The organism is Acidovorax sp., assembly GCF_046291265.1.
Taxonomy (GTDB): domain Bacteria; phylum Pseudomonadota; class Gammaproteobacteria; order Burkholderiales; family Burkholderiaceae_C; genus Acidovorax.
In genome coordinates, this window is sequence record NZ_JBKBTV010000038.1 from 1 (window position 1) to 25,120 (window position 25,120).

The window sequence follows — 25,120 nt, forward strand, 5'->3', positions numbered from 1 at the left end:
CGCGGCTTCGCTGCTGCCGCAGGTGTTCATCTGGGTGGTCTCGGGGCCGCCCTCGGCCAGCGCCTGGGTGCTGGGCATCGAACTCGGTGGCGCGGCGGTGCTGGCCTACCTCATGCTCAGCTTCTATGTGAGCTTCATGAGCGACTTCCGCCAGGTGCTCGCCAGCATGGAGCAGACGGCGTCGGGCAACCTGCGCACCGTGCTCAAAGCCAGCGGCAGCGACGAGCTGGCCGACCTCACCCGTCTGCTCGACCGCATGGTCGGCAACCTCTCGGCCATGGTGGCCGAGGTGCGCAGCAATTCGGCCCTGGTGGCCCACGCCGGCAAGAGCCTGGCCACCGGCAACCGCGATCTGGCCGACCGCACTGAACAACAAGCTGCCAACCTGGAGCAGACCGCCGCCAGCGTGCACGAACTCTCCAGCACCGTGCAGCAAAACGCCCAGACCGCCGGCGACTCCGACCACCAGGCCGCGCAGGTGCGCGACGTGGCGGAGTCGGGTGCGCAGTCGATGGGGCGCGCGGTGGAGTCGGTCGAAGGCATCCAGAAGAGCGCGCAGCAGATGAACGACATCATCGGCGTGATCGACAGCCTGGCGTTCCAGACCAACATCCTGGCACTCAACGCGGCGGTGGAAGCCGCGCGCGCAGGCGAGCAGGGCAGGGGATTCGCGGTGGTGGCGGCCGAGGTGCGTTCGCTGGCCCAGCGCTCGGCCGCATCGGCGAAAGAGATCCGCCAGCTCATCGAGGCCTCGCGCCTGCAGGTGGAGGCCAGCGTGGCGCAGATCCGCACCGCGGGCAGCAGCATCCAGCAGATCGCCAACGGCGTGCGCGGCGTGGCGGCCAACATGTCGCTGATCTCGGCGTCGAGCGCCGAGCAGAGCACGGGTTTGAGCGAGATCTCGTCGGCCGTGTCGCAGCTCGACGAGATCACCCAGCGCAATGCGCAGATGGTCGAACGCGCCGTGGCGCAGGCCGATCAGCTGGAGCAGCGCGCGGCGCACTTGTCCAAGGCGGTGTCGTCCTTCATGCTGCAGCAAGGTACGGCCGAAGAGGCCATGCAGCTGGTGGACAAGGCGCAGGCCATGCGCCAGCAGCGCGGGCGCGACGCGTTCGTGCGCGACATCACCACGCCCGCCAACAACTTCTTTGATCGCGACATGTACGTGTTCGCGCTGGACAAGAGCGGCGTGTACCGCGCGTTCGGCGGCAAGCCCGAGAAGGTGGGCAGCCGTGTGCAGGACATCCCCGGCATCGACGGCCAGGCGCTGCTCGATGCCATCGTGTCGCAGGCCGAGGCCGGCCCGGGCTGGGTCGAGTACGACATCGGCAACCCGGCCAACGGCAGCATCCAGGCCAAGATGTCCTACGTGGTGAAGGTCGATGACCTCTACGTGGGCTGCGGCGTTTACAAGACCGCGGCCGCGCGCCAGACGGCCTGATTCGGACGCTGGTTCACGTGCTCGTGCGTTTGGCCCGGGCTCGAGCGAGCGCGGCTTCGATGACGGCGCGTTTTTTGTCCAGCAAGGCCTCGTCGGTGATCTGCGAGTGCGAGGCCAGGTCGGCCAGCTTGTCCTCGGCCTTGGCTTCCAGTTTCGCGTCGTGCTCGATTTTTTCGCGCGCCAGACGGCGCTGGCGGGCCTGGTAACGCGCGTGACCCTGACGCGCCTGCTCGGCCGTCCAGGCCTGCCAGCCGGTGCGCTCGCCGCTGACGATTTCCAGTGAAATGCAGTCCACCGGGCACACCGGCAAACACAGCTCGCAGCCGGTGCAGACCGGCTCGATCACGGTGTGCATGCGCTTGTTGCTGCCGACGATGGCATCGGTCGGGCAAACCTTGATGCACAGCGTACAACCGATGCACCAGGCCTCGTCGATCACAGCCACCGTCACCGGGCCTTCAATGCCGTTGTGCGGGTTCAGCGGTGTAGCGGGTCGGCCGGTGATGGCGGCCAGGCGCTCAATGCCCTCCGCGCCGCCGGGCGGGCACTGGTTGATGTCAGCAGAGCCCTCCGCGATGGCCAGCGCATAGCTCGCGCAGTCGGGGTAGCCGCAGCGTGTGCACTGGGTTTGCGGCAGGGCGGCGTCAATGCGCCGGGCGAGCTCGTTCATGACGGCCAATATAGCGGCGCCTGCAGAAGGCGCCGGGCTCCCGAGGTGATGCGTCTCAGGCGGTCGTGGTGCGCGGCTTGCGGGCGGCGGGTGCCTTGGCTGCGGGTTTGGCGACCTTGGCCGGGGTAGCCTTGGCCGCTGTCTTGACGGCAGCCTTGGCCGCCGCCTTCACCGGCTTGGGCGCTGCCGGCTTGGGCGCTGCAGCGGCCTTGGCCGCCACCGGTGCAGGCACCACCGTGGGCTGGTGCACCTTCAGGAAGGTCTTCACCACCGGGTGCACGAACTCGCGCCAGCGGCGACCGCTGAAGATGCCGTAGTGGCCTGCGCCGGCGGCTTCGTAGTGCATGCGGTGCGTCTTGGGAATGCCGGTGCACAGGTCGTGCGCGGCGGCGGTCTGGCCCGAACCCGAAATGTCGTCGAGCTCGCCTTCTACCGTGAGCAGGGCGGTGTGCTGGATGTCTTGCGGGCGCACGCGCTCCAGCTTGCCCTGAGGGTTTTTCACATCCCAGGTGCCGTTGACCAGCTTGAACTCCTGGAACACCGTGTCGATGGTTTCCAGGTAGTAGTCGGCGTCCATGTCGAGCACAGCGTTGTACTCGTCGTAGAACTTGCGGTGGCTGTCGGCGCTCTCATTGTCGCCCTTGACCAGGTCTTTGAAGTAGTCGTAATGGCTGGTCGCGTGGCGGTCCGGGTTCATGGCAACGAAACCGGTGTGCTGCAGGAAGCCGGGGTACACACGGCGGCCGGCGCCAGGGAAGTTGTCGGGCACGCGGTAGATGACGTTGTTCTCGAACCAGCTGTGCGCGCGCTGGGTGGCGAGGTTGTTCACCGCGGTGGGCGATTTGCGTGCGTCGATCGGGCCACCCATCATGGTCATGGACAGTGGGGTCGTTTCGCCCCGGCTGGCCATGAGCGACACCGCCGCCAGCACCGGCACGGTGGGTTGGCACACGCTGATCACGTGGCAGTTGCCGTAGCCTTTTTGCAGGTGGCGAATGAACTCCTGCACGTAGTTCACGTAGTCGTCGAGGTGGAACTCACCCTCGGACAGCGGCACCAGGCGGGCGTTCTTCCAGTCGGTGATGTAGACCTTGTGGTCCTTGAGCATGGTGCGTACAGTGTCGCGCAGCAGCGTGGCGTAGTGGCCGGAGAGTGGCGCGACGATCAGCACGACCGGCTCACCCTTGAGCTTGGCCAGGGTGTTGGTGTCGTCGGAAAAACGCTTGAAGCGGCGCAGCTCGCAGAACGGCTTGTCGATCTCGATGCGCTCGTGGATCGCGACTTCGATGCCGTCCACATCCACCGTGTGAATGCCGAACACCGGCTTCTCGTAGTCCTTGCCCAGGCGGTGCATCAGGTCGTAGCCCGCGGAAATGCGCTGGGCCATCGGCAGTTGTGCCAGGGGCAGGGAGGGATTGGTGAACAGCTTGGCGGCCACTTCGGCCAGGTCTGAAAACGGCTCCATCATGGAGCGCTGGGTTTCGTAAATCTGGTACAGCATGGGTGTCCTGCTTCGTTATGTTGCAGTGCAATATAGCAGCCTGGCCTGGCGAACGTTAGCGTGATAACACCTAATTTACAGGGCCATCTGTCACCTTCGTGAAAGAATCCAGACCACCGATTCCAGCCGTCGGCCAGACGGCACCGACCCTTCCGACGCCATGTCCGACACCTTTGCCTCACCCCCCTTGGCGACCTCATGGGGCGATCTGCCCGTCACCGAGCGCATGCCCGTGCTCTTCGTGGGCCACGGCAGCCCCATGAACGCCATTGAGGACAACCGCTGGCGCCAGAGCTGGCAAGCCCTGGGCGGTGAACTGCTGGCGCGGGCGCAGCCGCCGCGCCTGATCCTGTGCATTTCCGCCCACTGGCTCACGCCGGGTTGGCAGCTCACCGCCATGGCCCAGCCGCGCACCATCCACGACTTCGGCGGTTTCCCCCAGGCACTGTTCGACCAGCAATACCCCGCGCCGGGTTCGCCCCAGGCCGCGCGTTTCATCAGCCAGTCCGTGCGGCAACCGGCCTCCAACCAGCCACTGGCGCTGGATGAAAACGACTGGGGCCTGGACCACGGCGCGTGGTCCATCCTCAAGCCCATGTTCCCGGCGGCGGACATCCCGGTGATCCAGCTCAGCATGGACTACGGCCGCCCCGCTGCCGAGCATTTCGCCATCGGCCAGCAGCTCTCAAGCTTGCGCGAACGGGGTGTGTTGATCGTGGGCAGTGGCAACGTGGTGCACAACCTGCGTACCATGCGCCGCGACGCCGCGGACAACCAGGCCTACGACTGGGCCATCGAGTTCGACCGCGTCACGGCGGAGCACATCGCACAAAGGCGCCTGTCGTCCTTGTGTGAGTTCCAGCATCTGGGTGCCGCCGCGCAGATGGCCCATCCCACCTGGGAGCACTACCTGCCGTTGCTGTATGCGGCGGGCGCGGTGCATGCGGATGACGAGCCGCGCTTTTTCAACGAGGGATTCCAGGGCGCTTCGATTTCGATGCGCTCTGTGGTCTGGGCGTGAACAGAAGCGCCCCAATGCAAAAACCCGCCGGATGACGGGTTTCAGAAGGCAAGCAGTTTGAAATTACTGCTTTTGCTGACGGCGGCGGACGAAGGCCAAGCCAGCCAGGCCGAGGCCGAGCAGTGACAAGGCGCCTGGCTCTGGCACTTTGCCGGTAGCGGTCAGCGTCGACTTGTCGAGGTAGAAATCGCCAAGGAAAGACTTCAAGGTGATCTCCAGCTTGCCGGTGCTGCTGAGCAGGCCAGTGGCCACCATGCCCAAGGTGCCTTCGGTGGTGTACCAGCTGTTGTCAACTTCCCAAAGGCCGTCTGCGGCAGAACCTGGAAGATCAGCAAAGGCCTTCTCGAAGCTCAGGTCGGGTGAGCAAAAAATGAAGAAGCAAATCCCGTCACCATCGTCGTACATCTTCAGCGACAGCTTGAAGCTGCTGATGCTGTCGCTGCCGGCGTTGTAGCCCGCGGTCGTGAGATCGTGGGTCCAGGTGAACGAAGGGCCGATGTAGACATCGGGCCGTTGATCGATCGTTTGGGTCCAGACCGCTGCAGACGCCGAGACGGAAGCCAGTGCCAGTGCAGCACCTGCCAGCAACACCTTGAGGGTTTTCAACATGAGAGAGCTTTCTTTGTTTGGATGAATGTGCAGCTTTGAAGCGGAATGTTCACCACTGCACGTTCCATAAAAGCAATACCCATGCCGGTATATTTTTCCCTTTAATAACAAGGATCTAAAAGGGATTTTGCAACTTTCTGAAACAAATCTGTAAAGGATCTCGACAGTGGCGACGGTTACTCGCTCACCGCCGCAATGGCTTGGCAGACGTAGTCGATGTTCTTGCTGTTGAGCGCGGCCACGCACATGCGGCCAGTGTCGGTGCCGTAAACGCCGAACTCAATGCGCAAGCGCACCATTTGGTCCTTGTTCAGGCCGGAGTAGCTGAACATGCCGATCTGGCTGGTGATGAAACCCATGTCCTGCTTCACGCCGGCGGCCTTCAGACCATCCACCAGCTTCTGGCGCATGGCCTTGATGCGCACGCGCATCTCGCCGAGTTCTTTTTCCCACAGCGCACGCAGTTCGGGGTTGTTGAGCACGGCAGCCACCACCGCGCCGCCGTGGATCGGTGGGTTGGAGTAGTTGGTACGGATGGCGATCTTGAGCTGGGACAGCACTCGCGACGCTTCTTCTGAGCTGTCACAAAGTACCGACAGGGCGCCCACGCGCTCGCCGTAGAGGCTGAAGCTCTTGGAGAACGAGGTCGAGACAAAGAACACCAGGCCGGCAGCGACGAACTTGGCGATCACGGCGCCGTCTTCGGCGATGCCGTGGCCAAAGCCCTGGTAGGCCATGTCCAGGAACGGTGTGAGGCTGCGCGCCTTGACGGCTGCGATCACCTGGTCCCACTGCTCGGGGGTGATGTCGTAGCCGGTGGGGTTGTGGCAGCACGCGTGCAGCACAACGATGGTGCCGGGCGCAGCCGCATTCAGGCTGGCCAGCATGCCGTCGAAGTTGACGCCGCGCTTGTCGGCGTCGTAGTAGGCGTAGCTGCCCACGGTGAACCCGGCGTTGGTGAAGAGGGCGCGGTGGTTTTCCCAGCTCGGGTCGCTGATCAACACCGTGGCATCCGGATTCAGGCGCTTCAAGAAGTCCGCGCCGATCTTCAGGCCGCCTGTGCCGCCGATGGCCTGCACGGTGGCCACCCGGCCGGACTTCACGGGCTCCGAATCCACGCCGAACACCAGGCCTTTGACCGCAGCGTCGTAGGCGGCGATGCCGTCGATGGGGAGGTAGCCACGTGCGGTGGGCTTGTCCATCATGGTCTTTTCAGCGCTTTGCACGCACTGCAGCAGCGGCAGCTTGCCGTTGTCGTCGAAATACACACCCACGCCCAGGTTGACCTTGTTGGGGTTGGTATCGGCGGCAAACTGTTCGTTCAGACCCAGAATGGGGTCGCGCGGCGCCATTTCGACGGCGGTGAAGAGAGACATGCTGAAGTTCCTGAGGGTTGGTGGGCGGGACAACCTGGCATTTTAATCGGCGGGTCTGTACAGCCATGCGGCGAGGGCGTCCGTTGGTGCGGCAGCGCGCGTAGGAAGCACGAAATCTCCTGTAGTGTGCGACCCTCCTCACTTTGGGTACTTCGTCACACGTTGCGGGTAGTCATGCCGTGGGGGTGTGCGGTATATTCAAAAAGACCGTTAACTTTTATTAACATTTGACCGTGCTTTTGAGGACCAGGACCATGCAAAAACATACTTCAGAACTCATCCGCACCCTGGCTCGCGGTACCGCATTGGTGGCCTTGGTCCTGGGTGTGGTGGGTTGTGCAACCCAGAACGCCAGCCCCCCGGCGCCCACAACGGCAGCCAGCGCCACCTACGAATACAAGGTCGGTCCTGGCGACACCCTGAACATCAACGTCTGGCGCAATCCCGAGCTGTCCTCCACCGTGCCGGTGCGTCCCGATGGCAAGGTCTCCACCCCGTTGGTGGACGAACTGGTCGCCCAGGGCAAAACACCCACCGAAATCGCGCGCGATGTTGAAAAAGCCCTTGGCAAATTTGTGCGCGACCCGGTCGTGACCGTCATCGTCACCAACTTCGTGGGCCCTTACAGCGAACAGATCCGCGTGGTCGGTGAGGCCACCAAGCCCCAGTTCCTGCCCTACAAGCAGAAGATGACCGTGATGGACGTGATGATTGCCGTGGGCGGCCTCACCGAGTTTGCCGACGGCAACAAGGCCACCATCATTCGCGCCAGCGAGAACAACAAGCGCTATGGCGTGCGCTTGCAAGACCTCGTCAAGCGCGGCGACATCTCCGCCAACGTTGAAATGCTGCCTGGCGACATCCTGATCATTCCCCAGGGCTGGTTCTGATCCCGAGCCTCTGGCTCTGACCACCGCTGCCGTGCGCGCGGTGGTTTCTTTTCATTTTTGCTGTCACCCACAGTTGCTTGCATGCAAGACCTCATTGATCAAATAACGACCTTCTTGCGGGGGATGTGGAAGTACCGCCGCCTCGGCGTGCTGGTCGCCTGGCTCGTGGCCGCTGCCACGGCCACCGTGATTTTCATGATGCCCGACCGCTACGAAGCTTCGGCGCGCGTGTATGTCGACACCCAGTCCATTCTTCGGCCCTTGATGTCCGGCCTGGCGGTTCAGCCCAACATCGAGCAGCAGGTCACCATGCTCAGCCGCACGCTGATCAGCCGGCCGACGGTGGAAAAACTCATCCGCATGGCCGACCTGGACCTGGGCGCCAAGTCCAAGGAACAGCAGGAGAAGCTCATCACCGAGGTGACGCAGTCGCTGGCCATCCGCTCCACCGGCCGCGACAACCTCTACACCTTGTCTTACCGCGGCGAAAGCCCCGACAAGGCGTTGCGTGTCGTGCAGTCGCTCATGACGATCTTTGTGGAGTCCAGCCTGGGCGACTCCAAGTCGGACTCGGACACGGCCCGCCGCTTCATTGAAGACCAGATCAAGAACTACGAGACCCGGCTGACCGAAGCCGAAACACGACTCAAGGATTTCCGCCTGCGCAACCTGGATCTTCAGACCCAGGGTGGCATGGACATGGCGGGGCGCATGACGGAGATCGTCAACACCCTGAACCAGGCCAAGCTGGAACTGCGCGAGGCAGAAAGCGCCCGCGAAGCCGCGCGGCGCCAGCTCGACCAGGCCCGCGCTGCGCAACGCGCCACGCCGGCGGCCGGTGGTGGCCCTTCGTTTGCAACGCCCGAACTCGACGCCCGCATCGATCCGCTCAAACGCAACCTCGACAGCCTGCTGCAGCGTTTCACCGAGCAGCACCCCGATGTGGTCAACACGCGCCGCCTCATCAAGGAGCTGGAAGATCAGAAGCGCAAGGAGGTGGCCGATCTGCAGCGCGCTGCAGCCGCGAACCCTGGTCAGCCGACCATGGAAACCAATCCCGCCTTGTTCGAACTCTCGCGCATCAACTCCGCGGCCGAGGTGCAGGTGGCTTCGTTGCGTGCCCGCGTGGCTGAATTCGAGTCGCGTGCCACCCGCGCCCGCGAACTGATGCGGGCGGCTCCGCAGATCGAAGCCGAGCAGGCCCAGCTCAACCGCGACTACGAGATCAACCGCAAGAACTACGAAGACCTGGTGGCGCGGCGCGAGTCCATCACCATGAGCGGTGAACTCGAAAGCGCGTCCAGCCTGGCTGACTTTCGCGTGATCGACCCGCCACGGGCCGATCCGAAACCGGTGGCACCTAACCGCATCCTGTTGATGCCGCTGGCCCTGCTGGCTGCGCTGGCCGCGGGCCTGGGCTTCACTTTCCTGATGAGCCAGGTCCGCCCGGTGTTCTTTGATGCGAATTCGCTGCGTTCGGCCACTGACTTGCCCTTGCTGGGCGTGGTCACCCTGGTCAAGCACGACGCCCTGCGTCAGCGGGAACGCCGCAGCCTCATGCGTTTCGCAGCGTCCGTGTTGGCCCTGGTGGTCGTGTTTGTGGTCGGTATCGCGGTGATGTCCTACCGCGCCGGTCTTTGAAGGTGATTGCCCATCATGTCCAGTCTCATTGAAAAGGCCGCCCAACGGCTCGAGCAGTTGCGTCAGGCGGGTGCCGACATTCCCGCTGATGCGCCCGCGCCGGTTGCTGTGCCTGCCAAGGCGGTCGCAGCGCCTTCCGTCGGTGCCGCGCCGGCACGCGCGGTGCCGTCCGAAGCCCACGCGCCCGACAGCGTCCAGTCGAAGGCGGTGCAGATGGACCTGGAGACGCTGCGCGTGGCCGGGTTCGTGACGCCCAACGCCCCCCGTTCCCCGATCGCCGACCAGTTCCGCGTGATCAAGCGCCCGCTGCTGGCCAACGCCACCGGCAAGGGCGCTGCTCCCGTGCCCAACGGCAACCTGATCATGGTGACCAGCGCCATGCCCGGCGAAGGCAAGAGCTTCACCGCCATCAACCTGGCCATGAGCATTGCCATGGAGCTGGACTACCGGGTGCTGCTGGTAGACGCTGACGTGGCCCGGCCTTCTCTGCGTCAGGCCCTGGGACTGGCCGCCGGCCCAGGCCTGCTCGATTTGTTGATCGACCGGAAAACCCAGATGTCGGACGTCTTGCTTCGCACCAACGTGGACAAGCTCAGCGTGCTGCTGAGCGGCTCTCCGCACCCGCGCGCCACCGAGCTGCTGGCCAGCGACGCCATGACCTCGCTGATCGAAGAGATGGGCCAGCGGTATCCCGACCGCATCATCATTTTTGATTCTCCACCCCTGCTGCTGACCACCGAAGCCCGTGTGCTGGCGACCCACATGGGTCAAATCATTGTGGTAGTGCAGGCGGAGAAGACCCTGCAATCGCAGGTTCAGCACGCCATGACCACCATCGAGGCTTGCCCGGTCAAGCTGATGCTGCTCAACCAGGCCCGTGGCGGTGACCAGGACGCCTACGGCTATGGCTACGGCTATGGCTACGGTTACGGGCAAACCACCAGCCAGGCCGCCGACGCCAATGTCCCGGTGGCTGCGGCAACATGAATCGCCGCACCAGGACGGATCCCGTGAAGACCCGCCGCATTCCAGTGCCTTCCGCGCTCGCGCAGCGATCTGCGGTGTTTGCACTGGGTGCCTTGGCCGCCGCTGCCCTGGGCACGGTGGCGCATGCGCAAGACAGCGTGGACTCGGCGGATGCGCCCGGCCCCAAACCCTCGGTCTGGATCGAGCGCCGCGTCACGGTGGGGCAGACCTTGTCCACCAACGGCAACCTGTCCACCAACGCGCGCAGCGAACAGACCACCGAGGTAACGCCAGGCATCCGCGCGGTGTTCAACACCCCCAGCGTGCAGGGTTTCATCGACTACTCGCTGAGCGCGCTGTACTACGCACAGGGCACCTCGGGCAACCAGTTTCGCAACTCGCTCAACGCCAACGCCAAGGTCAACGCCTGGGACAACCGGGCCTTCATCGACTTGTCGGGTGTGGTGTCCAACCAGGCCATTTCCGCGTTTGGCCCACAGTCGGTCAACGGCCGGTCCGACACCAACCAGTCCGAGACAGCCAGCTTCCGCTTCTCGCCCTACCTGCGCGGCAGCTTCGCGGGCGATACCGACTACGAACTGCGCTATAGCCTGCAGACCGCCGACACGGACACCGCGGCAAGGTCCGACATCACCGACCAGTCCGTCTCGATGCGCCTGGGCAGCCGCCCCGCCGGGCAGACCCTGGGCTGGTCGTTCAACGCCTCATCGGGCGCCACCGACTACAGCCGCGGTCGCGACACCGAGTCCAGCAGCGCGCAGGGCGGGCTGATTGTTGCCGTTTCACCGCAGTTGCAGGTGACACTGCTCGCAGGGGTCGAGTCCAACGACATCATCACGTTGCAGAAACAGTCGTACAACACGGCCGGTATCAACGTGGACTGGCGTCCTTCGCAGAACACCCGGGTCTTTGTGGGGTTGGAAGACCGCTACTTTGGCAACGGCCACAACATCACGCTGGAGCACCGCACGGGACGGACGTTGTGGAGCTACACCGACAGCAAGGGTGTGGCCAACAACCCATTGCAAGAGGGGGCTGTGTCGCTCGGTACGAACTTCGACTTCTTCGACCAGCAATACCAGCAGCTCATTCCAGACCCGATCCTTCGCGCGAGGTTTGTCAACGACCTGTTGCAGTTCTACAACCTGCCAGCCGACGCGCTCGCTGTTCAGAACTTCCTGAGCTCATCCGCCACCCTCGACCGCGTGCAACGCCTCTCTGTGGCGCTCTCCGGTATTCGCAGCGTCTGGACGCTCTCGGTTTATCGCAGCGACTCCAGCCGCCTGGACACCATCGTCAGCGGTGGTGACGACTTCGACTTCAACACCGACATCGAACAACAGGGGTGGAGCCTGAACTACGCGCACCGCATGACCCCGCTGACATCGTTCAACGCGGGGCTGACCAACCAGAAAAGCACCGGAAGTTCCGGCCTCAATCTCCGATCCACCACGGCCTCTGTCGGCCTGGGCACCCGTTTGAGTCGTCGCACCTCTGCCAGCGTCCAGCTGCAGCGCGGCAACTACAACGGCTCCTCCGGTTCCTACAACGACACCGCCATCTCGGGTTTCATCACCCACCGGTTCTGATCCATGTACGAAGCCTTCTACGGGCTGAGCAGCAAGCCTTTCCAGCTCAACCCAGACCCCCGCTTTTATTACAGCAGCAAGCCGCACCGGCGCGCTCGCTCCTACCTTGTCTACGGCGTCATGCGTGGCGAGGGTTTCATCGTCATCACCGGTGAAGTGGGTGCCGGCAAAACCACCATCGTGCGCGACCTGCTCGACAGCCTGGAGAACGGCTCGGTGGTGGCCGCGCACCTCGTGAGCACCCAACTCGGCGCTGAAGACGCGCTCAAGCTGGTGTGCGCCGCGTTTGGCGTGCCGGTGCGCGGCACCGGCAAGGCCGACATGCTGATGGCGCTCGAAGCCTTCTTCATCACACAGACCACGCAGGGCAAACGCTGCCTCCTGATCGTGGACGAGGCGCAGAACCTGCAGCCGCTGGCGGTGGAAGAGCTGCGCATGCTCTCCAACTTCCAGTTTGGGGACCAGGCCTTGCTGCAGACCTTTCTGGTGGGCCAGCCCGAGTTCCGCGAGATCCTGCAAGGCCCGAGCATGTTGCAGCTGCGCCAGCGCATCACCGCGCGTTGCCACCTGGGCCCGCTCGACGAAGAAGACACCCGCGCTTATGTGGAGCACCGCCTCAAGTGCGCGGGCGCCACCGACAAGCCGACGTTCGAGCCCGCCATCTTTCCCGCGCTGTTCCAGCACTCCGGCGGTATTCCGCGGCGCATCAACACCTTGTGTGACCGCCTGCTGCTGCTGGGTTACCTCTCCGAAATGACGCACCTCACGCTGGAGGCACTCAACGAGGTGGTGGCCGAGATGCAGGTGGAGAACTCGGCCGCGCCCTCGCGTGTGGCCGAAGACCAGGAGCGCTGGGCGCACCTGCCCAACGCCGGTGCCAGCGCCGCTCCCACCTGGCTGAACGACGACATGGATCTTTCCGAGCTCGCGCTCGACGCCAATCTGGTGGACGGTATGAACGACCAGCTGACCCGGGTGTCGGCAGAGCAGCTCAGCACGCGCCTGCTGCGCATGGAACGCAGCGTGCTGCGCCAGGAACGCATCAGCCTGGAAATTTTGAGCTCGCTCAAGAAGATCGTGGCCGCCGCCCGCAAGCCCCGCGCCGCAGGCCCCACCACCGACCTGCCCAAGTGACCGCCATGCTCACCCGCGCACCCATCACCAACGCCCTGACGATCGACGTCGAGGACTACTTCCAGGTCTCGGCGTTTGCGCCCCACATCGACCGCGCCGACTGGGACAGTCGCGAATGCCGCGTCGAGCACAACATCGACCGCATCCTCAAGCTGCTGGACGACAAACACACCAAGGCCACGTTTTTCACGCTGGGCTGGGTGGCCGAGCGGTACCCGAACATGGTGCGCCGCATCGTGGCCGAGGGCCACGAACTTGCCAGCCACGGTTATGGCCACCAGCGCGCGTCCGATCTCACCGAGGCCGAGTTCTTCCACGACGTTTCGCACGCGAAGGCCTTGCTCGAAGAAATCGGGGGCACCGAAGTGCAGGGCTACCGCGCGCCCAGCTTCTCCATCGGCACCGGCAACCTCTGGGCGCTCGACACCTTGCTGCGCGCGGGCTACCGCTACAGCTCCAGCATCTACCCGGTCAAGCACGACCACTACGGCATGCCCGACGCGCCGCGCTTTGCGCACCAGATCCGCGACGGTCTGATGGAAGTGCCGCCCACCACCTTGCGCATGTTCAACCGCAACCTGCCGTCCGGCGGTGGCGGCTATTTCCGCCTGTTGCCCTACGCGCTCTCGCGCTGGATGCTGCAGCAGGTGAACCAGCGCGATGCCGAGTCCGCCATCTTCTATTTCCACCCCTGGGAAATCGACGCCGATCAACCCCGTATTCCCGGCATCGATCTGAAGACGCGCTTTCGGCACTACGTGAACATCGGCCGCACCGAACAGCGCCTGGCGCGCCTGCTGGATGATTTCCGCTGGGGCCGCATGGACGACATTTTTCTCAAGGAACGCGCGCCCGATCGTTTGACAGAGGTGCCGGTTGTCTGACCCGCGATCATTCGGTGCGAGCCTGGCTTTGAACGCGTCCCGTTGAACGGGCGCAAGGCAGTCATGGGCAATGTCCTCTTCCTCGCGCATCGCATGCCGTATCCCCCGAACAAGGGTGACAAGGTGCGTTCGTACCACCTCTTGCGACACCTGCAACAGCACCACAGGGTGTTTTTGGGGACCTTCATCGATACCCATGACGATGACGAGCATCTGCCCGCGCTGAAGGCACTTTGCCCGGATCTGCATGTGGAACGCATCCATCCCAAGGTGTCGAAATTTCTCAGCCTGACAGGATTGATCAGGCGCGAGGCGCTCACCATCGCTTTTTACAGAAGTGCGGGCATGCGCAGGTGGGTTCAGCGTACGCAGGCGAAGCACCCGTTGCAGGCAAGCCTGGTGTTCACATCCGCCATGGCGCAATACGCCGAGCCCCTGCTGCCTCAAACACCCATGGTGGTCGATTTTGTCGACGTCGATTCCTGCAAATGGCGCGACTATGCCCCGGCACATCGTTGGCCAGTTTCCTGGATTTATCAACGCGAGGCGGATCAGTTGCTGCGCGCCGAGAAAGCCATCGCATCTATTTCTACGCCGTCCTTTTTTGTGACCCCAGTCGAGACCGCCTTGTTTCAGTCACTGGCCCCGGAGAGCGCTGCGAGCATCAAAACGCTGAGTAATGGCGTGGACGCTGAATACTTTTCCCGCGCATTGGATCGCCAAAGCCCGTTTTCGGCTGACGAGAAGGCGATCGTCTTTGTGGGGGCCATGGACTATTGGCCCAATGTCGACGGTGTCAAATGGTTTGCAAGAAACGTCATGCCGCTGGTGCTTGCGCGCTGGCCCACGGCGTGCTTTCACATTGTTGGCCGCAATCCATCGAAAGACGTGCTGGCACTGGCCAGCGACAGCGTCAGGATTTCCGGAACTGTTCCGGACGTTCGTCCCTACCTTCAGTTCGCCAGCGCGGTGGTCGTGCCGCTTCGGGTGGCCCGTGGCGTGCAAAACAAGATTCTTGAGGCGATGGCCATGGCCCAGCCCGTCATCACCGTGCCAGCCTGTGCTGAAGCCATTGGCGCATCTGCCGAAGAAGGGTTGCTGCAAGCCAGTGAACCTTCGGCCTTTCTTGCATCGTTGAACATGTTGTTTGAAAGCGCAGACGCTGCAATGGCGCTGGGCCGAGCTGCGCGCGCGCACGTCGGCTGGCATTTCCGTTGGGCCGACCACATGAAGGGGTTGGACGCCTGCTTTCCTCACACAACGGGAGCCCGTGCATGAAGAATTCACCACTTGCACTCGCGGTGCCCAAGCAATGGCGAGGTCCCGTGTTGGCCTTGGTTGTTCTGCTGATCGCCATCCTGGCGCTGTATGCACACACCGGCCGTGGCATGGTGGCCATCTGGTCGGTTTCCGATACCTATGCGCACGGCTTCGTCGTGCCTTTCATCACGCTGTGGCTGATCTGGCGCATCCGCCACTCCCTTGCCGTTCATGTTCCACGTCCCTCACCGTTGGCGTGGATCCTCATGCTGGGCGCGGCGGCGCTCTGGCTCGCTGGCGATCTTGTGGCAGTGAACGCGGTGACACATTTCTCTCTGGTGCTGCTGCTTGTGCTGGCGGTGCCCTCCGTCCTGGGATGGTCGGTGGCATTGGCCATGGCGTTTCCCTTAGGCTTCCTGTTTTTTGCCGTGCCCATTGGCGATTTCATGCTGCCTCAGCTCATGGAATGGACTGCCGATTTCACGGTGTTTGCGTTGCGCTTGAGCGGCATTCCTGTGTACCGGGAAGGCCTCCAGTTCATCATCCCGTCGGGTGCGTGGTCGGTGGTCGAGGCCTGCAGTGGCATCCGCTACATGATCGCCTCGGTCACGGTGGGCTGCCTGTTTGCGTACTTGAGCTACAGCAGCCTGAAGAAGCGCCTCATCTTTATGGGTGTCGCCATCCTGGTGCCCTTGGTCGCCAACTGGTTGCGCGCCTACATGATTGTGATGATTGGCCATCTCTCGGGCAACGAACTGGCCACTGGGGTGGACCACCTCATCTACGGCTGGGTGTTTTTCGGCGTGGTGATTGTCTTCATGTTGTTCATCGGTGCCCGCTGGGCCGATGCGCCCGCGCCGGCCTCCGGTCCTTTGACGCCGACTGCAAGCAACGCAGCAGCAACTCGCGGCAAGTCCACAGCCATGGCGACCTTGGCGGCATTGTTGATCGTTGCTTCACCGCATCTGCTCGAGCGCCTGCTGGCGATTGGCACCAGTACAAACGAGGTGGAATTGAGTGCACCAAAGGCGCAGTCACCCTGGCAGAACGCCACCACGCCGCCTAGCAACTGGGTCCCCGCGTTCCAGTTCCCCTCAGCCACCAGCCATCTTGGCTTCACCGGTCCGCAGGGCGAAACTGTGGGTCTGCATCTCAGCTACTACCGCGACCAGGACTACGAACGCAAGCTGGTGACTTCGGTCAACGTGTTGGTGACCAGCGACGACAAACAGTGGTCCCAGGTGTCGGGCGGCAGCGCCACCATCCAGCTGGCCGGCCAGCCACTCACCGTGGCCGCCGCCACGCTGCGCGACCAGACTGGAGGCCTCGCCTCCAACAGCCAGCGCCTGCAGGTCTGGCGCTTCTACTGGGTCAACAACCGCTTCACGGCCAGCGATGCCTTGGCCAAAATACAGGGTGCCTTGAGCCGGATCACCGGGCAGGGCGACGACGGAGCCATTGTGGTCATCTACACCCCGCTCGATCCGCAGCTCACCGATGCCGACGCACGCGCGGCCGCCACGGCCGTGCTGCAGGGCTTCGTGCAGAGCCAGGGCAGCGCCATCGAAGTCGCCCTGAAGACCACGCGAGGGGCGCCCTGAATGTGCGGCATTTCCGGCTTGTTCGACACGCTAGGCACGCGCGACTTTGACCGCGCGCTGGCCTCGCGCATCAACAACATCCAGGCCCACCGCGGCCCCGACGAAGACGACCTGCACTTCGAACCCGGCCTGGCCCTGGGCCACCGGCGCCTGTCGGTGATTGACCTCGCCACCGGCCAACAGCCGCTGTTCAACGAAGACGGCAGCGTGGGCATCGTCTTCAACGGCGAGATCTACAACTTTGAAGAGCTCGTGCCCGAGCTCCAGGCGCTGGGCCACACCTTCAAGACGCGCAGCGACACCGAAGTGATCGTGCACGCCTGGGAAGCCTGGGGCCCCGAGTGCGTTAACCGCCTGCGCGGCATGTTTGCCTTTGCCCTGTGGGACCGCAACCAGCAAACCCTGTTTCTCGCGCGCGACCGCATGGGCGTGAAACCGATGCACTACGCCTGGTTGGCTGATGGCACCTTCATCTTCGGCTCCGAGCTGAAGGTGATCACCGCGCACCCCGGCTTTGCGCGCGACATCGACCCGCTGGCGGTGGAAGACTACTTCTCGTTCGGCTACGTGCCCGACTCGCGCTGCATTTACCGCAACGCACACAAGCTGCCATCTGCCCACACGCTGACCTTGCGCCGGGGCGACGCCACACAGGCCCAGCCCGTGCCGTACTGGGACGTGCACTTCACCAACGACAACACCATCAACCAGGCCGACGCCGAAATCGAACTGCGTGATCGTGTTCGCGAGTCCGTGAAGCTGCGCCTCAAGGCCGACGTGCCGCTCGGCGCGTTCCTCTCCGGCGGGGTCGACTCCAGCGCCGTGGTGGCCACCATGGCCGGCCTGTCCACCACCCCGGTGCACACCTGTGCCATCGGCTTTGACGACCCACGCTTCAACGAGTCCGCCTTTGCCCAACAGGTGGCCGACCGCTACCAGACCGACCACCGCCTGGAAGTGGTGAAGAGCGACGACTTCGACCTCATCGACACCCTGGCATGGCTCTACGACGAACCCTACGCCGACAGCTCCGCCATCCCCACCTACCGCGTGTGTCAGATGGCGCGCAAGCACGTGACCGTGGCGCTCTCGGGCGACGGGGGCGACGAAAGCCTGGGTGGCTACAGGCGATACCGCATGCACCTGGGCGAAGAGAGCGTGCGCAGCCGTTTGCCGCACGGCCTGCGCGGCCCGCTGTTTGGTTCGCTGGGCCATCTGTACCCCAAGGCCGACTGGGCGCCGCGCATGTTCCGCGCCAAGACCACGTTCCAGGCCATGGCCATGGACTCGGTGCAGGCCTACCACCACAGCATGTCGCACCTGCGCGCCGACCAGCGCCAGCGGCTGTTTTCGCCAGCTTTTCAGAAGAGCTTGGGCGGCTACAACTCCATCACCGTGTTCCGTGGCCACGCCGAGCGCGCCAACACCGACGACCCGCTGGCGCTCATTCAGTACCTGGACTACAAAACCTGGCTGGTCGGCGACATCAACACCAAGGTCGACCGCGCCAGCATGGCCCACTCGCTCGAAGTGCGCGAACCGCTCATGGACCACCAGCTCATCGAATGGCTGGCCACGCTGCCCAGCAGCCTGAAGATCAACGGCGGCGAAGGCAAGTACGTTTTCAAGAAAGCCTTTGAGCCACTGCTGCCCAACGACATCCTGTACCGCTCCAAGATGGGCTTTTCGGTGCCGCTGGCCAGCTGGCTGCGCGGCCCGCTGGCCGAGCGCATGCGCGAGTCTGTGTTGAGCCAGCGCATGCTGGACTCCGGCTACTTCAACGAAGCCACCTTGCGCACCTTGATCGACCAGCACCTGAGCCGGCAGTCTGACCATTCCACCGCGCTGTGGATGCTGATCATGTTCGACGCGTTTCTGCGCCAGGCGCAGGCGCCAGTTCAGACCTCGCCCATTGTCGCCAACGCACCCGTGGCCGTACACGCATGACCACCCCGATGACCAGCACCGTGCGCCGCCAGCGCATCGTCCACGTGGTGTACAGCTTTGACGTGGGCGGGCTGGAAAACGTCATCGTTCAGCTGATCAATCGCCTGCCCGCCGACCAGTTTGAACACGTGGTGCTCTCGCTCACCACCATCAGCGACTTCAAGAACCGCATCACCCAGCCCGGCGTGCGCTTCATCGAAATGCACAAACAGCCCGGCCACGCCATCCCCCTGTACCCGCGCATCTACAAGCTACTGCGCGAACTGAAGCCCGACGTGGTGCACACATGCAATCTGGCCGCGCTGGAGATCACGCCGCTGGCGTGGCTGGCGCGCGTACCGCTGCGTGTGCATGCCGAGCACGGCTGGGACGCGCACGATCCCAACGGGCAGAGCAAGAAGTACCAGCGCGTGCGCAAGCTCTACCGGCCTTTTGTGAGTCACTATGTGGCGGTGTCGAAAGACCTGTTTTGTTACCTTGCGGACCGCGTGGGAGTTCCACTGCGCCGCAGGAGCCTGATTGCCAATGGTGTGGACACCGATCTCTTCCGTCCCGCAGACACGAGGCGTGGGACTTTGCCAGACTGTCCCTTTTCCGAGGCCGACCATTGGCTCATTGGCGCCGTTGGGCGCATGCAGACCGTGAAAAATCAACCTCTGCTGGCGCGTGCGTTCGTGAACCTGGTGTCTCAATCCCCGCAAGCCCGCGCCTCGATGCGACTTGTGATGGTGGGTGATGGACCTTTGAAATCCGAGGTTGAAAGCATCCTTGAAAGCCACGGCCTGAGAGACCTGGCCTGGCTTGCAGGCACGCGTTCCGACGTGCCCCAACTCATGTCCCGGTTTGATTGTTTTGTGCTGCCATCGCAAGCCGAAGGCACCTCCTGTACGCTGCAAGAGGCCATGTCCTGCGGCCTGCCGGTGGTGGCCACAGCAGTGGGGGGCACGCCCGAACTGGTGCAGCACGGCTTGAACGGTCAGCTGGTTCCGCCCGATGACGAGGTTGCCTTGGCTCAGGCGATAGCGACCGTTTTCCGGGACAAGCAGGCGGCGCTCGAGCAGGGCGTTCGTGCGAGGAAAACAGTGCTGGACCGCTTCGGCCTGCAGGTCATGGTCGATCAGTACGCTCGGCTTTTTTCTGGGCGACAAGCCGCATGACACAAAACGCCAATCCCAAGCGCGCGCTGATCATGGGGGCGATGTGGACCGTCGGTACCCGGTGGTCCATCAAGGCACTGGGCTTCGTGAACACCGTCATCATGGCCCGGCTGATCCTGCCTGCCGACTACGGCATCGTGGCCATGGCCATGCTGTTCGTTGCCATGGTCCATGCGATGACGGATCTTGGTGTTGGCACCGCACTTCTGCGCAAAGGTGAGGTGTCTCGCGACGAAATTGACTCGGCATGGAGCTTGAAGATCATCCAAGGCGGGGTTCTTGCCCTTGTGTTGATGGCTGGTGCAACGTTGGCCGCCAGCTATTTCAAGGAGCCCAGAGTGCAGGACGTGCTCTGGGTTTTTGCGGCCTGCATGCTGATCGACGGAGCCAGCAACATCGGCCTGACCCTGGCGCAGAAGGACCTGAAGTTTTCGGTCGATTTCCGCGTCAATGTGGGTTCGAACGTGGTGCGGGTGATTGTGACCCTTCTTGCCGGTTATTTTTTCCGGGACTACCGGGCGCTGGTGGTGGGAATCGTCTCTGGATATGTTGTGACGTTTGTGTTGAGCTACGCGCTTCACCCTTACCGTCCCCGCTGGAACACCAGCCGCATGGGCGAAATCTGGGCTGTGACGCGCTGGCTCATGCTGTCGTCGCTGGGCACGTTCTTTCTCCGAAGAAGCGACGAGATCATTGCCGGGCGGGTGGGCACCACGGAAGAATTTGGTGAGTATCACGTTGGCGGAGACCTGGGGAGAATGCCCGTGAGCGAGCTGGGCCCCCCCATGGTGCGAGCCTTCCTGCCAGTGCTGTCGGCGATCCAGGACGATCTGAAGCGAATCAATGCGGCCGTGCTCAAAACTGTCGCTGCCGTCAATGCGCTGACGATCCCCATCTCTGCCGGAGTGGCGGCGTTCGCAGTTCCGCTGACGGCGGTTGTGCTCGGACCCTCATGGACACAGGCGGCTTCTTACGTTGCTTTCTATGCGCTGGCCGCGGCTGCACAGTTCTCGGTCAGCCCTCTATTCACGCTGCTGGTACTTCGTGGTCACACGCGCTCCCTGAGCGCCATTGTCTGGATGGAATTGGTGGTTTTTGTCGTGTGTGTTGCATTGCTGCTGCCCACGTTTCATTTGATCGCCCTGGTCTGGGCCCGTTTGATCTCCAGTCTGTTCAACGCGGGTATGACAGCGTTCTATACCCACAAGCTCTGCGATCTGCGCTTTGGTGCGGTGTTGCAGGCTCTGTGGCGCCCTTTGGCCGGTGCAGCCGGCCTGCATGGCATGGGCATGGGCATCACCGCGCTACCGCATCTTGCGAGCTGGCAACAGCTCGTGCTCGGCGGGGTGTCGGGTCTCGCGCTCTACTCGGCCTGGGCTTTTCTGAGCTGGTGGCTGGTGGGGCGTCCCGAAGGGTTGGAATCCACGGTGGTGGATGTGGTCCAGTCGCGATGGCGGCTGGCACGTGGCTGATGCTGGTAATCCCGTCTTCGCGCTTTTTTGTTCAAGTCCAAGGTAGTGCAATGTCTCTGAAGAAAGTTAAACGATGAAAGTCATGGTCGTCTTCGGCACCCGCCCGGAAGCCATCAAGATGGCGCCGCTGGTCAAGGGCCTGCAGGCCCGCGCTGGCGAGATCGACACCGTGGTGTGCGTTACCGCGCAACACCGCGAAATGCTCGACCAGGTGCTCAAGCTGTTCGACATCGTGCCCGAGCACGACCTCAACATCATGAAACCGGGGCAGGACCTGTTCGACATCACCGGCAACATCCTCGCCGGCCTCAAACCCGTGCTGCTGCAGGAGAAGCCCGACCTGGTGCTGGTGCACGGCGACACCACCACCACGCTTGCCGCCAGTCTGGCCGCCTACTACGCGCGGGTGCCCGTGGGCCATGTGGAGGCGGGCTTGCGCACCGGCAACAAGCAGGCGCCTTACCCCGAAGAAATGAACCGCCGCCTCACCGGCGCCATTGCCGACCTGCACTTTGCCCCCACCAGTGCGGCCGAAGCCAACCTGCTGCGCGAAGGCGTGCCGCCAGCCACGATCCACGTCACGGGCAACACTGTCATCGACGCGCTGCTGGCCGTGGTGCACAAGCTGCGCAACGACGCAGAGGCACAAAAGACCCTGAAAGAGCGTTTTGCCTTCCTGAACCCGGCCAAGCGGCTCATTCTCGTCACCGGCCACCGCCGAGAAAACTTTGGCGAAGGCTTTCAAAACATTTGCCAGGCCCTGGCCGACATTGCCGCCGAGCACAGCGACGTGGAGGTCTTGTACCCCGTGCACCTGAACCCCAACGTACGCCAACCGGTGGCCGACATTCTGGCGGCGCGCAAGCTCGACAATGTGCATCTCATCGACCCGGTTGACTACCTGCCTTTTGTGTACCTCATGGACCGGTCTTACCTGATCATCACCGACTCGGGCGGCGTGCAGGAGGAAGCGCCTTCGCTGGGCAAACCGGTGCTGGTGATGCGCGACTCCACCGAACGACCTGAGGCGGTGGACGCCGGGACCGTGCGGCTGGTGGGCACCTCGCGCGAGAAGATCGTGGGGGAAACCCGCCGACTGCTCTCCGATGAAGCCGAGTACACACGCATGTCCCGAGCGCACAACCCTTACGGCGACGGCAAGGCCGTCGAACGCATCATTCAATCGATCTTGTCCTTGAAAGGAAAACAATAAATGGCACGCGAACTGCAGAAAATCGTCGTCATGGGCCTGGGCTACATCGGTCTGCCCACCGCTTCCATGCTCGCCACCAAAGGCCACACCGTGCTGGGTGTGGACGTGAACGAGTCGGCGGTCAACACCATCAACTCGGGGCGCATCCACATCATTGAGCCCGACCTTGACATCCTGGTGCGCTCCGCCGTGAACAGCGGCAACTTGCGCGCCTCGCTCACGCCGGAAGAGGGTGACACCTTCATCCTCGCAGTGCCCACACCGTTCAAGGAAGAAGGCGGCAACCCCAAGGCCCCTGATCTCTCGTATGTGGAGGCCGCCACCCGGGCCATAGCGCCCTACCTGCGCGAAGACAACCTGGTCATCTTGGAGTCCACCTCGCCCGTGGGCACCACCGAGGTGATCGAGAGCATCATCAACGGCCTGCGCCCCGAACTCGCTGGCAAGGTGCACACCGCCCATTGCCCCGAACGCGTGTTGCCCGGCCACATCTTGCGCGAGCTGGTGGACAACGACCGCATCATCGGCGGTACCACCAAGGCGGCCATCGCCAAAGCGCGCACGCTGTACAAAACTTTCTGTAACGGCGCCATTCTGGAAACCGACAGCCGCACCGCCGAGCTGTCAAAGCTGGTGGAAAACTCGTTCCGTGATGTCAACATTGCGTTTGCCAACGAGCTGTCAGTCATCTGCGACAAGCTGGGCATCAGCGTGTGGGAAACCATCTCGCTGGCCAACCGCCATCCGCGCGTGAACATCTTGCAGCCGGGCCCGGGCGTGGGTGGTCACTGCATCGCAGTGGACCCTTGGTTCATCGTCTCCAGCGCACCCGACGAAGCGCGCCTGATCCGTACTGCCCGTGAGGTGAACGATGCAAAACCGCACTGGGTCATCGAAAAAGTTCGCGCCAAGGCCGAGCGCTTCAAGGACCCTGTCATCGGTTGCCTGGGCCTCACATTCAAGGCCAACATCGACGACCTGCGCGAATCGCCGTCCATGGACATCGTCAAGCTGTTGCTCAAGTCGGGCATCGGTACCGTGATGGCATGCGACCCCAATGTCAGCAAAGAAAAGGCGCCGTTCCCGCTGCACGACCTGAAGGACGTGTTGAAAAAGGCCGACATCCTCTTGCTGCTGGTGGACCACCACGAGTTCACCGACATCGATCCGCAGGTGATCAAGGACAAGGTCGTCATCGACACCAAAGGCGTGCTGCGGTAACTGCGGGAGCGCACCCATGATCGAAGGACTGATTCTGTTGACCGAACTCGCTTCGATGGTCCTGCTTCTGTGGACTGTTCAGCGCCGCGACACACCAGGGGCCCGTTCACCCACCAACCTGTTCGCCTACCGCGACCCGGATCATCCTGCCAAGGGCGATGTTTCTCAAGGCCGCAGCCGGAGCCAGCGCGATGCGTGACCTTGTCGCCTTGGGGGCAATGTTCTTCTTCGTGCCCATGGCGTTCATGAGTCCCTTTTCTGCCTACCTGCTTTGGGGGTGGGGGGGGCTTATTGCACTGAACTTCTACCTGTTCGGCTTCATGTCGGGTTTGCCGTACGTGTTCATCTTTGCCCTCATCACCCTCGCACTTGCGGTCTTGCGCAAGGACACGATACGGCAAGCTTTTGAACCCAACCGGACGGCGGTGCTGATGATCCTGTTTGTGGTTCATGGCTTGGTGTGCGCGTTGCTTGCCTACCCAGGGCTTGAGCGCAATTGGGAGCTCTGGGGCAATGTGGCCAAAACCGTGCTCTTTTGTCTGCTGATGCCCATGCTGGCGAACGACCGTTTCCGCATCCATGCCATTGTGGTGATGATGGCGTTGGCATTGAGTTTTCATGGTGTGCTGGACGGCCTGAAGTTCCTCGCCAGTGGTGGTGCGCACAACGCGCAGTCCAACCCCAAGTTTGGTGACAACAACCACCTGAGCCTCATCCTGCTCATGGCTTTGCCCATCATCTATTACCTGCAGCATTACGCTGCCAGTCGGTTGGCCCGCTGGGCTTTTCTTGGTGCCCTGGTGCTGACCTTGCTGGCTGTGATGGCTACCAACTCCCGTGCCGGGCTGGTCGGCTTGCTGGTGGTGGGGGGGGCTGTGGTGCTGACGACACGGCGGCGGTGGTCCGGCTTGGCCTCGGTGGCTTTGGCTGCTGTGTTGCTCACGCAGGTCGCGCCCGAAGATTGGACCAATCGCATGCAGACCATTCAGTCTGCAGAGGAAGACGCGTCGTTCATGGGACGCGTAACGGCATGGAAGGTCAGCTCTGCCATTGCTGTGGCACACCCGTTTGCAGGTGGAGGATTCCGCGCACTGCAATCGATCCCGGTGTGGGATCAGTTCAAGTCCGAACCGGGGCTGCTGGGCTTTGTGGACACGCCTGTGCTCAACCGCAGCGGTGTTGCAGCGCACAGCATCTGGTTCGAGGTGATGGGCGACCTTGGGTTCGTCGGCTTGTTTCTCTTTGTGGCCCTGCTGGTCAATGCGTTCCTCACTCGGCGTCAGGTGTGGAAGCTTGTTCGTGCCAATGGCGTGAGTCAGCGGTGGGCGGGCGACCTGGCCGACATGCTGGGCATCTCACTGCTGGCATTTGTGGTGACAGGTTCCACGCTCAGTGCTGCCTATTTTGAGTTGCCCTATGTCTGCATGATGTTGTTGGAGACGGTCAAGCAGCATCAGTTGCACTTGAGTCGCGCGAGTTCTCCACCCCTTCCGGCCTGATGATGAG

At 63.0% G+C, this 25,120-nt stretch carries 21 protein-coding genes; 17 read left to right on the forward strand and 4 right to left on the reverse strand.

Annotated elements, in window-relative coordinates:
- The first annotated feature begins 34 nt into the window (after nt 1–34).
- Nucleotides 35–1,441, forward strand: coding sequence for a methyl-accepting chemotaxis protein (locus ACK41V_RS14810; protein ID WP_409783402.1), 1,407 nt, complete (start codon nt 35–37; stop codon nt 1,439–1,441).
- 13 nt (nt 1,442–1,454) lie between these two features.
- Here ACK41V_RS14810 and rsxB read toward each other — a convergent pair whose 3' ends face one another.
- A complete protein-coding gene (rsxB, locus tag ACK41V_RS14815) occupies nt 1,455–2,111 on the reverse strand; it encodes an electron transport complex subunit RsxB (protein WP_409783365.1) in 657 nt (218 codons plus the stop codon).
- A gap of 55 nt (nt 2,112–2,166) precedes the next feature.
- On the reverse strand, nt 2,167–3,612 hold the full coding sequence (locus ACK41V_RS14820; RefSeq protein WP_409783366.1) for a polyhydroxyalkanoate depolymerase: 1,446 nt from the start codon (nt 3,610–3,612) through the stop codon (nt 2,167–2,169).
- Nucleotides 3,613–3,772: 160 nt separating this feature from the next.
- Between ACK41V_RS14820 and ygiD the strand changes: the two genes are divergently transcribed.
- Nucleotides 3,773–4,633, forward strand: a complete 861-nt coding sequence (gene ygiD / locus ACK41V_RS14825) for a 4,5-DOPA dioxygenase extradiol (RefSeq protein WP_409783367.1) — start codon at nt 3,773–3,775, stop codon at nt 4,631–4,633.
- A 63-nt stretch (nt 4,634–4,696) separates the two neighbouring features.
- Here ygiD and ACK41V_RS14830 read toward each other — a convergent pair whose 3' ends face one another.
- Both ACK41V_RS14830 and ACK41V_RS14835 read right to left on the reverse strand, forming a co-directional pair.
- Entirely contained in the window at nt 4,697–5,242 is a 546-nt protein-coding gene (locus tag ACK41V_RS14830; protein WP_409783368.1) for a PEP-CTERM sorting domain-containing protein, read from the reverse strand.
- A gap of 176 nt (nt 5,243–5,418) precedes the next feature.
- Nucleotides 5,419–6,618, reverse strand: coding sequence for an amino acid aminotransferase (locus ACK41V_RS14835; protein WP_409783369.1), 1,200 nt, complete (start codon nt 6,616–6,618; stop codon nt 5,419–5,421).
- Between the two features lie 254 nt (nt 6,619–6,872).
- On the opposite strand from ACK41V_RS14835, the gene ACK41V_RS14840 reads away from it, so the two are divergent.
- The 15 genes from ACK41V_RS14840 to ACK41V_RS14910 all read left to right on the forward strand — a co-directional run bounded on the left by ACK41V_RS14840 (nt 6,873) and on the right by ACK41V_RS14910 (nt 25,113).
- Nucleotides 6,873–7,508 carry an XrtA/PEP-CTERM system exopolysaccharide export protein gene (locus ACK41V_RS14840; RefSeq protein ID WP_409783370.1) on the forward strand — a complete coding sequence of 212 codons (636 nt, stop codon included), beginning with the start codon at nt 6,873–6,875 and terminating at the stop codon, nt 7,506–7,508.
- A gap of 81 nt (nt 7,509–7,589) precedes the next feature.
- Nucleotides 7,590–9,149, forward strand: coding sequence for an XrtA system polysaccharide chain length determinant (locus tag ACK41V_RS14845; protein ID WP_409783371.1), 1,560 nt, complete (start codon nt 7,590–7,592; stop codon nt 9,147–9,149).
- 15 nt (nt 9,150–9,164) lie between these two features.
- Nucleotides 9,165–10,136 carry an XrtA-associated tyrosine autokinase gene (locus ACK41V_RS14850; protein WP_409783372.1) on the forward strand — a complete coding sequence of 324 codons (972 nt, stop codon included), beginning with the start codon at nt 9,165–9,167 and terminating at the stop codon, nt 10,134–10,136.
- 23 nt (nt 10,137–10,159) lie between these two features.
- Nucleotides 10,160–11,725 (forward strand): TIGR03016 family PEP-CTERM system-associated outer membrane protein, encoded by a 1,566-nt coding sequence (locus ACK41V_RS14855; RefSeq protein ID WP_409783373.1) that lies wholly within the window; start codon nt 10,160–10,162, stop codon nt 11,723–11,725.
- 3 nt (nt 11,726–11,728) lie between these two features.
- Nucleotides 11,729–12,859: an XrtA/PEP-CTERM system-associated ATPase gene (locus tag ACK41V_RS14860; protein ID WP_409783374.1), complete on the forward strand. Its 1,131-nt coding sequence runs from the start codon at nt 11,729–11,731 to the stop codon at nt 12,857–12,859.
- A gap of 5 nt (nt 12,860–12,864) precedes the next feature.
- Entirely contained in the window at nt 12,865–13,743 is an 879-nt protein-coding gene (locus ACK41V_RS14865; RefSeq protein ID WP_409783375.1) for an XrtA system polysaccharide deacetylase, read from the forward strand.
- Nucleotides 13,744–13,806: 63 nt separating this feature from the next.
- Nucleotides 13,807–15,021 (forward strand): TIGR03087 family PEP-CTERM/XrtA system glycosyltransferase, encoded by a 1,215-nt coding sequence (locus ACK41V_RS14870; protein ID WP_409783376.1) that lies wholly within the window; start codon nt 13,807–13,809, stop codon nt 15,019–15,021.
- Nucleotides 15,018–16,604: an exosortase A gene (gene xrtA, locus ACK41V_RS14875; RefSeq protein WP_409783377.1), complete on the forward strand. Its 1,587-nt coding sequence runs from the start codon at nt 15,018–15,020 to the stop codon at nt 16,602–16,604. The genes ACK41V_RS14870 and xrtA overlap by 4 nt, the downstream gene beginning before the upstream one ends.
- On the forward strand, nt 16,605–18,551 hold the full coding sequence (locus tag ACK41V_RS14880; RefSeq protein WP_409783378.1) for an XrtA/PEP-CTERM system amidotransferase: 1,947 nt from the start codon (nt 16,605–16,607) through the stop codon (nt 18,549–18,551).
- Nucleotides 18,548–19,708: a TIGR03088 family PEP-CTERM/XrtA system glycosyltransferase gene (locus ACK41V_RS14885; RefSeq protein WP_409783379.1), complete on the forward strand. Its 1,161-nt coding sequence runs from the start codon at nt 18,548–18,550 to the stop codon at nt 19,706–19,708. Before ACK41V_RS14880 ends, ACK41V_RS14885 begins: the two co-directional genes overlap by 4 nt.
- Nucleotides 19,705–21,180, forward strand: coding sequence for a lipopolysaccharide biosynthesis protein (locus tag ACK41V_RS14890; protein ID WP_409783380.1), 1,476 nt, complete (start codon nt 19,705–19,707; stop codon nt 21,178–21,180). Before ACK41V_RS14885 ends, ACK41V_RS14890 begins: the two co-directional genes overlap by 4 nt.
- A gap of 73 nt (nt 21,181–21,253) precedes the next feature.
- A complete protein-coding gene (wecB, locus tag ACK41V_RS14895) occupies nt 21,254–22,393 on the forward strand; it encodes a non-hydrolyzing UDP-N-acetylglucosamine 2-epimerase (RefSeq protein WP_409783381.1) in 1,140 nt (379 codons plus the stop codon).
- Nucleotides 22,394–23,614, forward strand: coding sequence for a UDP-N-acetyl-D-mannosamine dehydrogenase (wecC, locus tag ACK41V_RS14900; RefSeq protein WP_409783382.1), 1,221 nt, complete (start codon nt 22,394–22,396; stop codon nt 23,612–23,614).
- Nucleotides 23,615–23,630: 16 nt separating this feature from the next.
- Entirely contained in the window at nt 23,631–23,813 is a 183-nt protein-coding gene (locus ACK41V_RS14905; RefSeq protein WP_409783383.1) for a hypothetical protein, read from the forward strand.
- Nucleotides 23,806–25,113 carry a putative O-glycosylation ligase, exosortase A system-associated gene (locus tag ACK41V_RS14910; RefSeq protein WP_409783384.1) on the forward strand — a complete coding sequence of 436 codons (1,308 nt, stop codon included), beginning with the start codon at nt 23,806–23,808 and terminating at the stop codon, nt 25,111–25,113. The genes ACK41V_RS14905 and ACK41V_RS14910 overlap by 8 nt, the downstream gene beginning before the upstream one ends.
- Nucleotides 25,114–25,120: the final 7 nt, after the last annotated feature.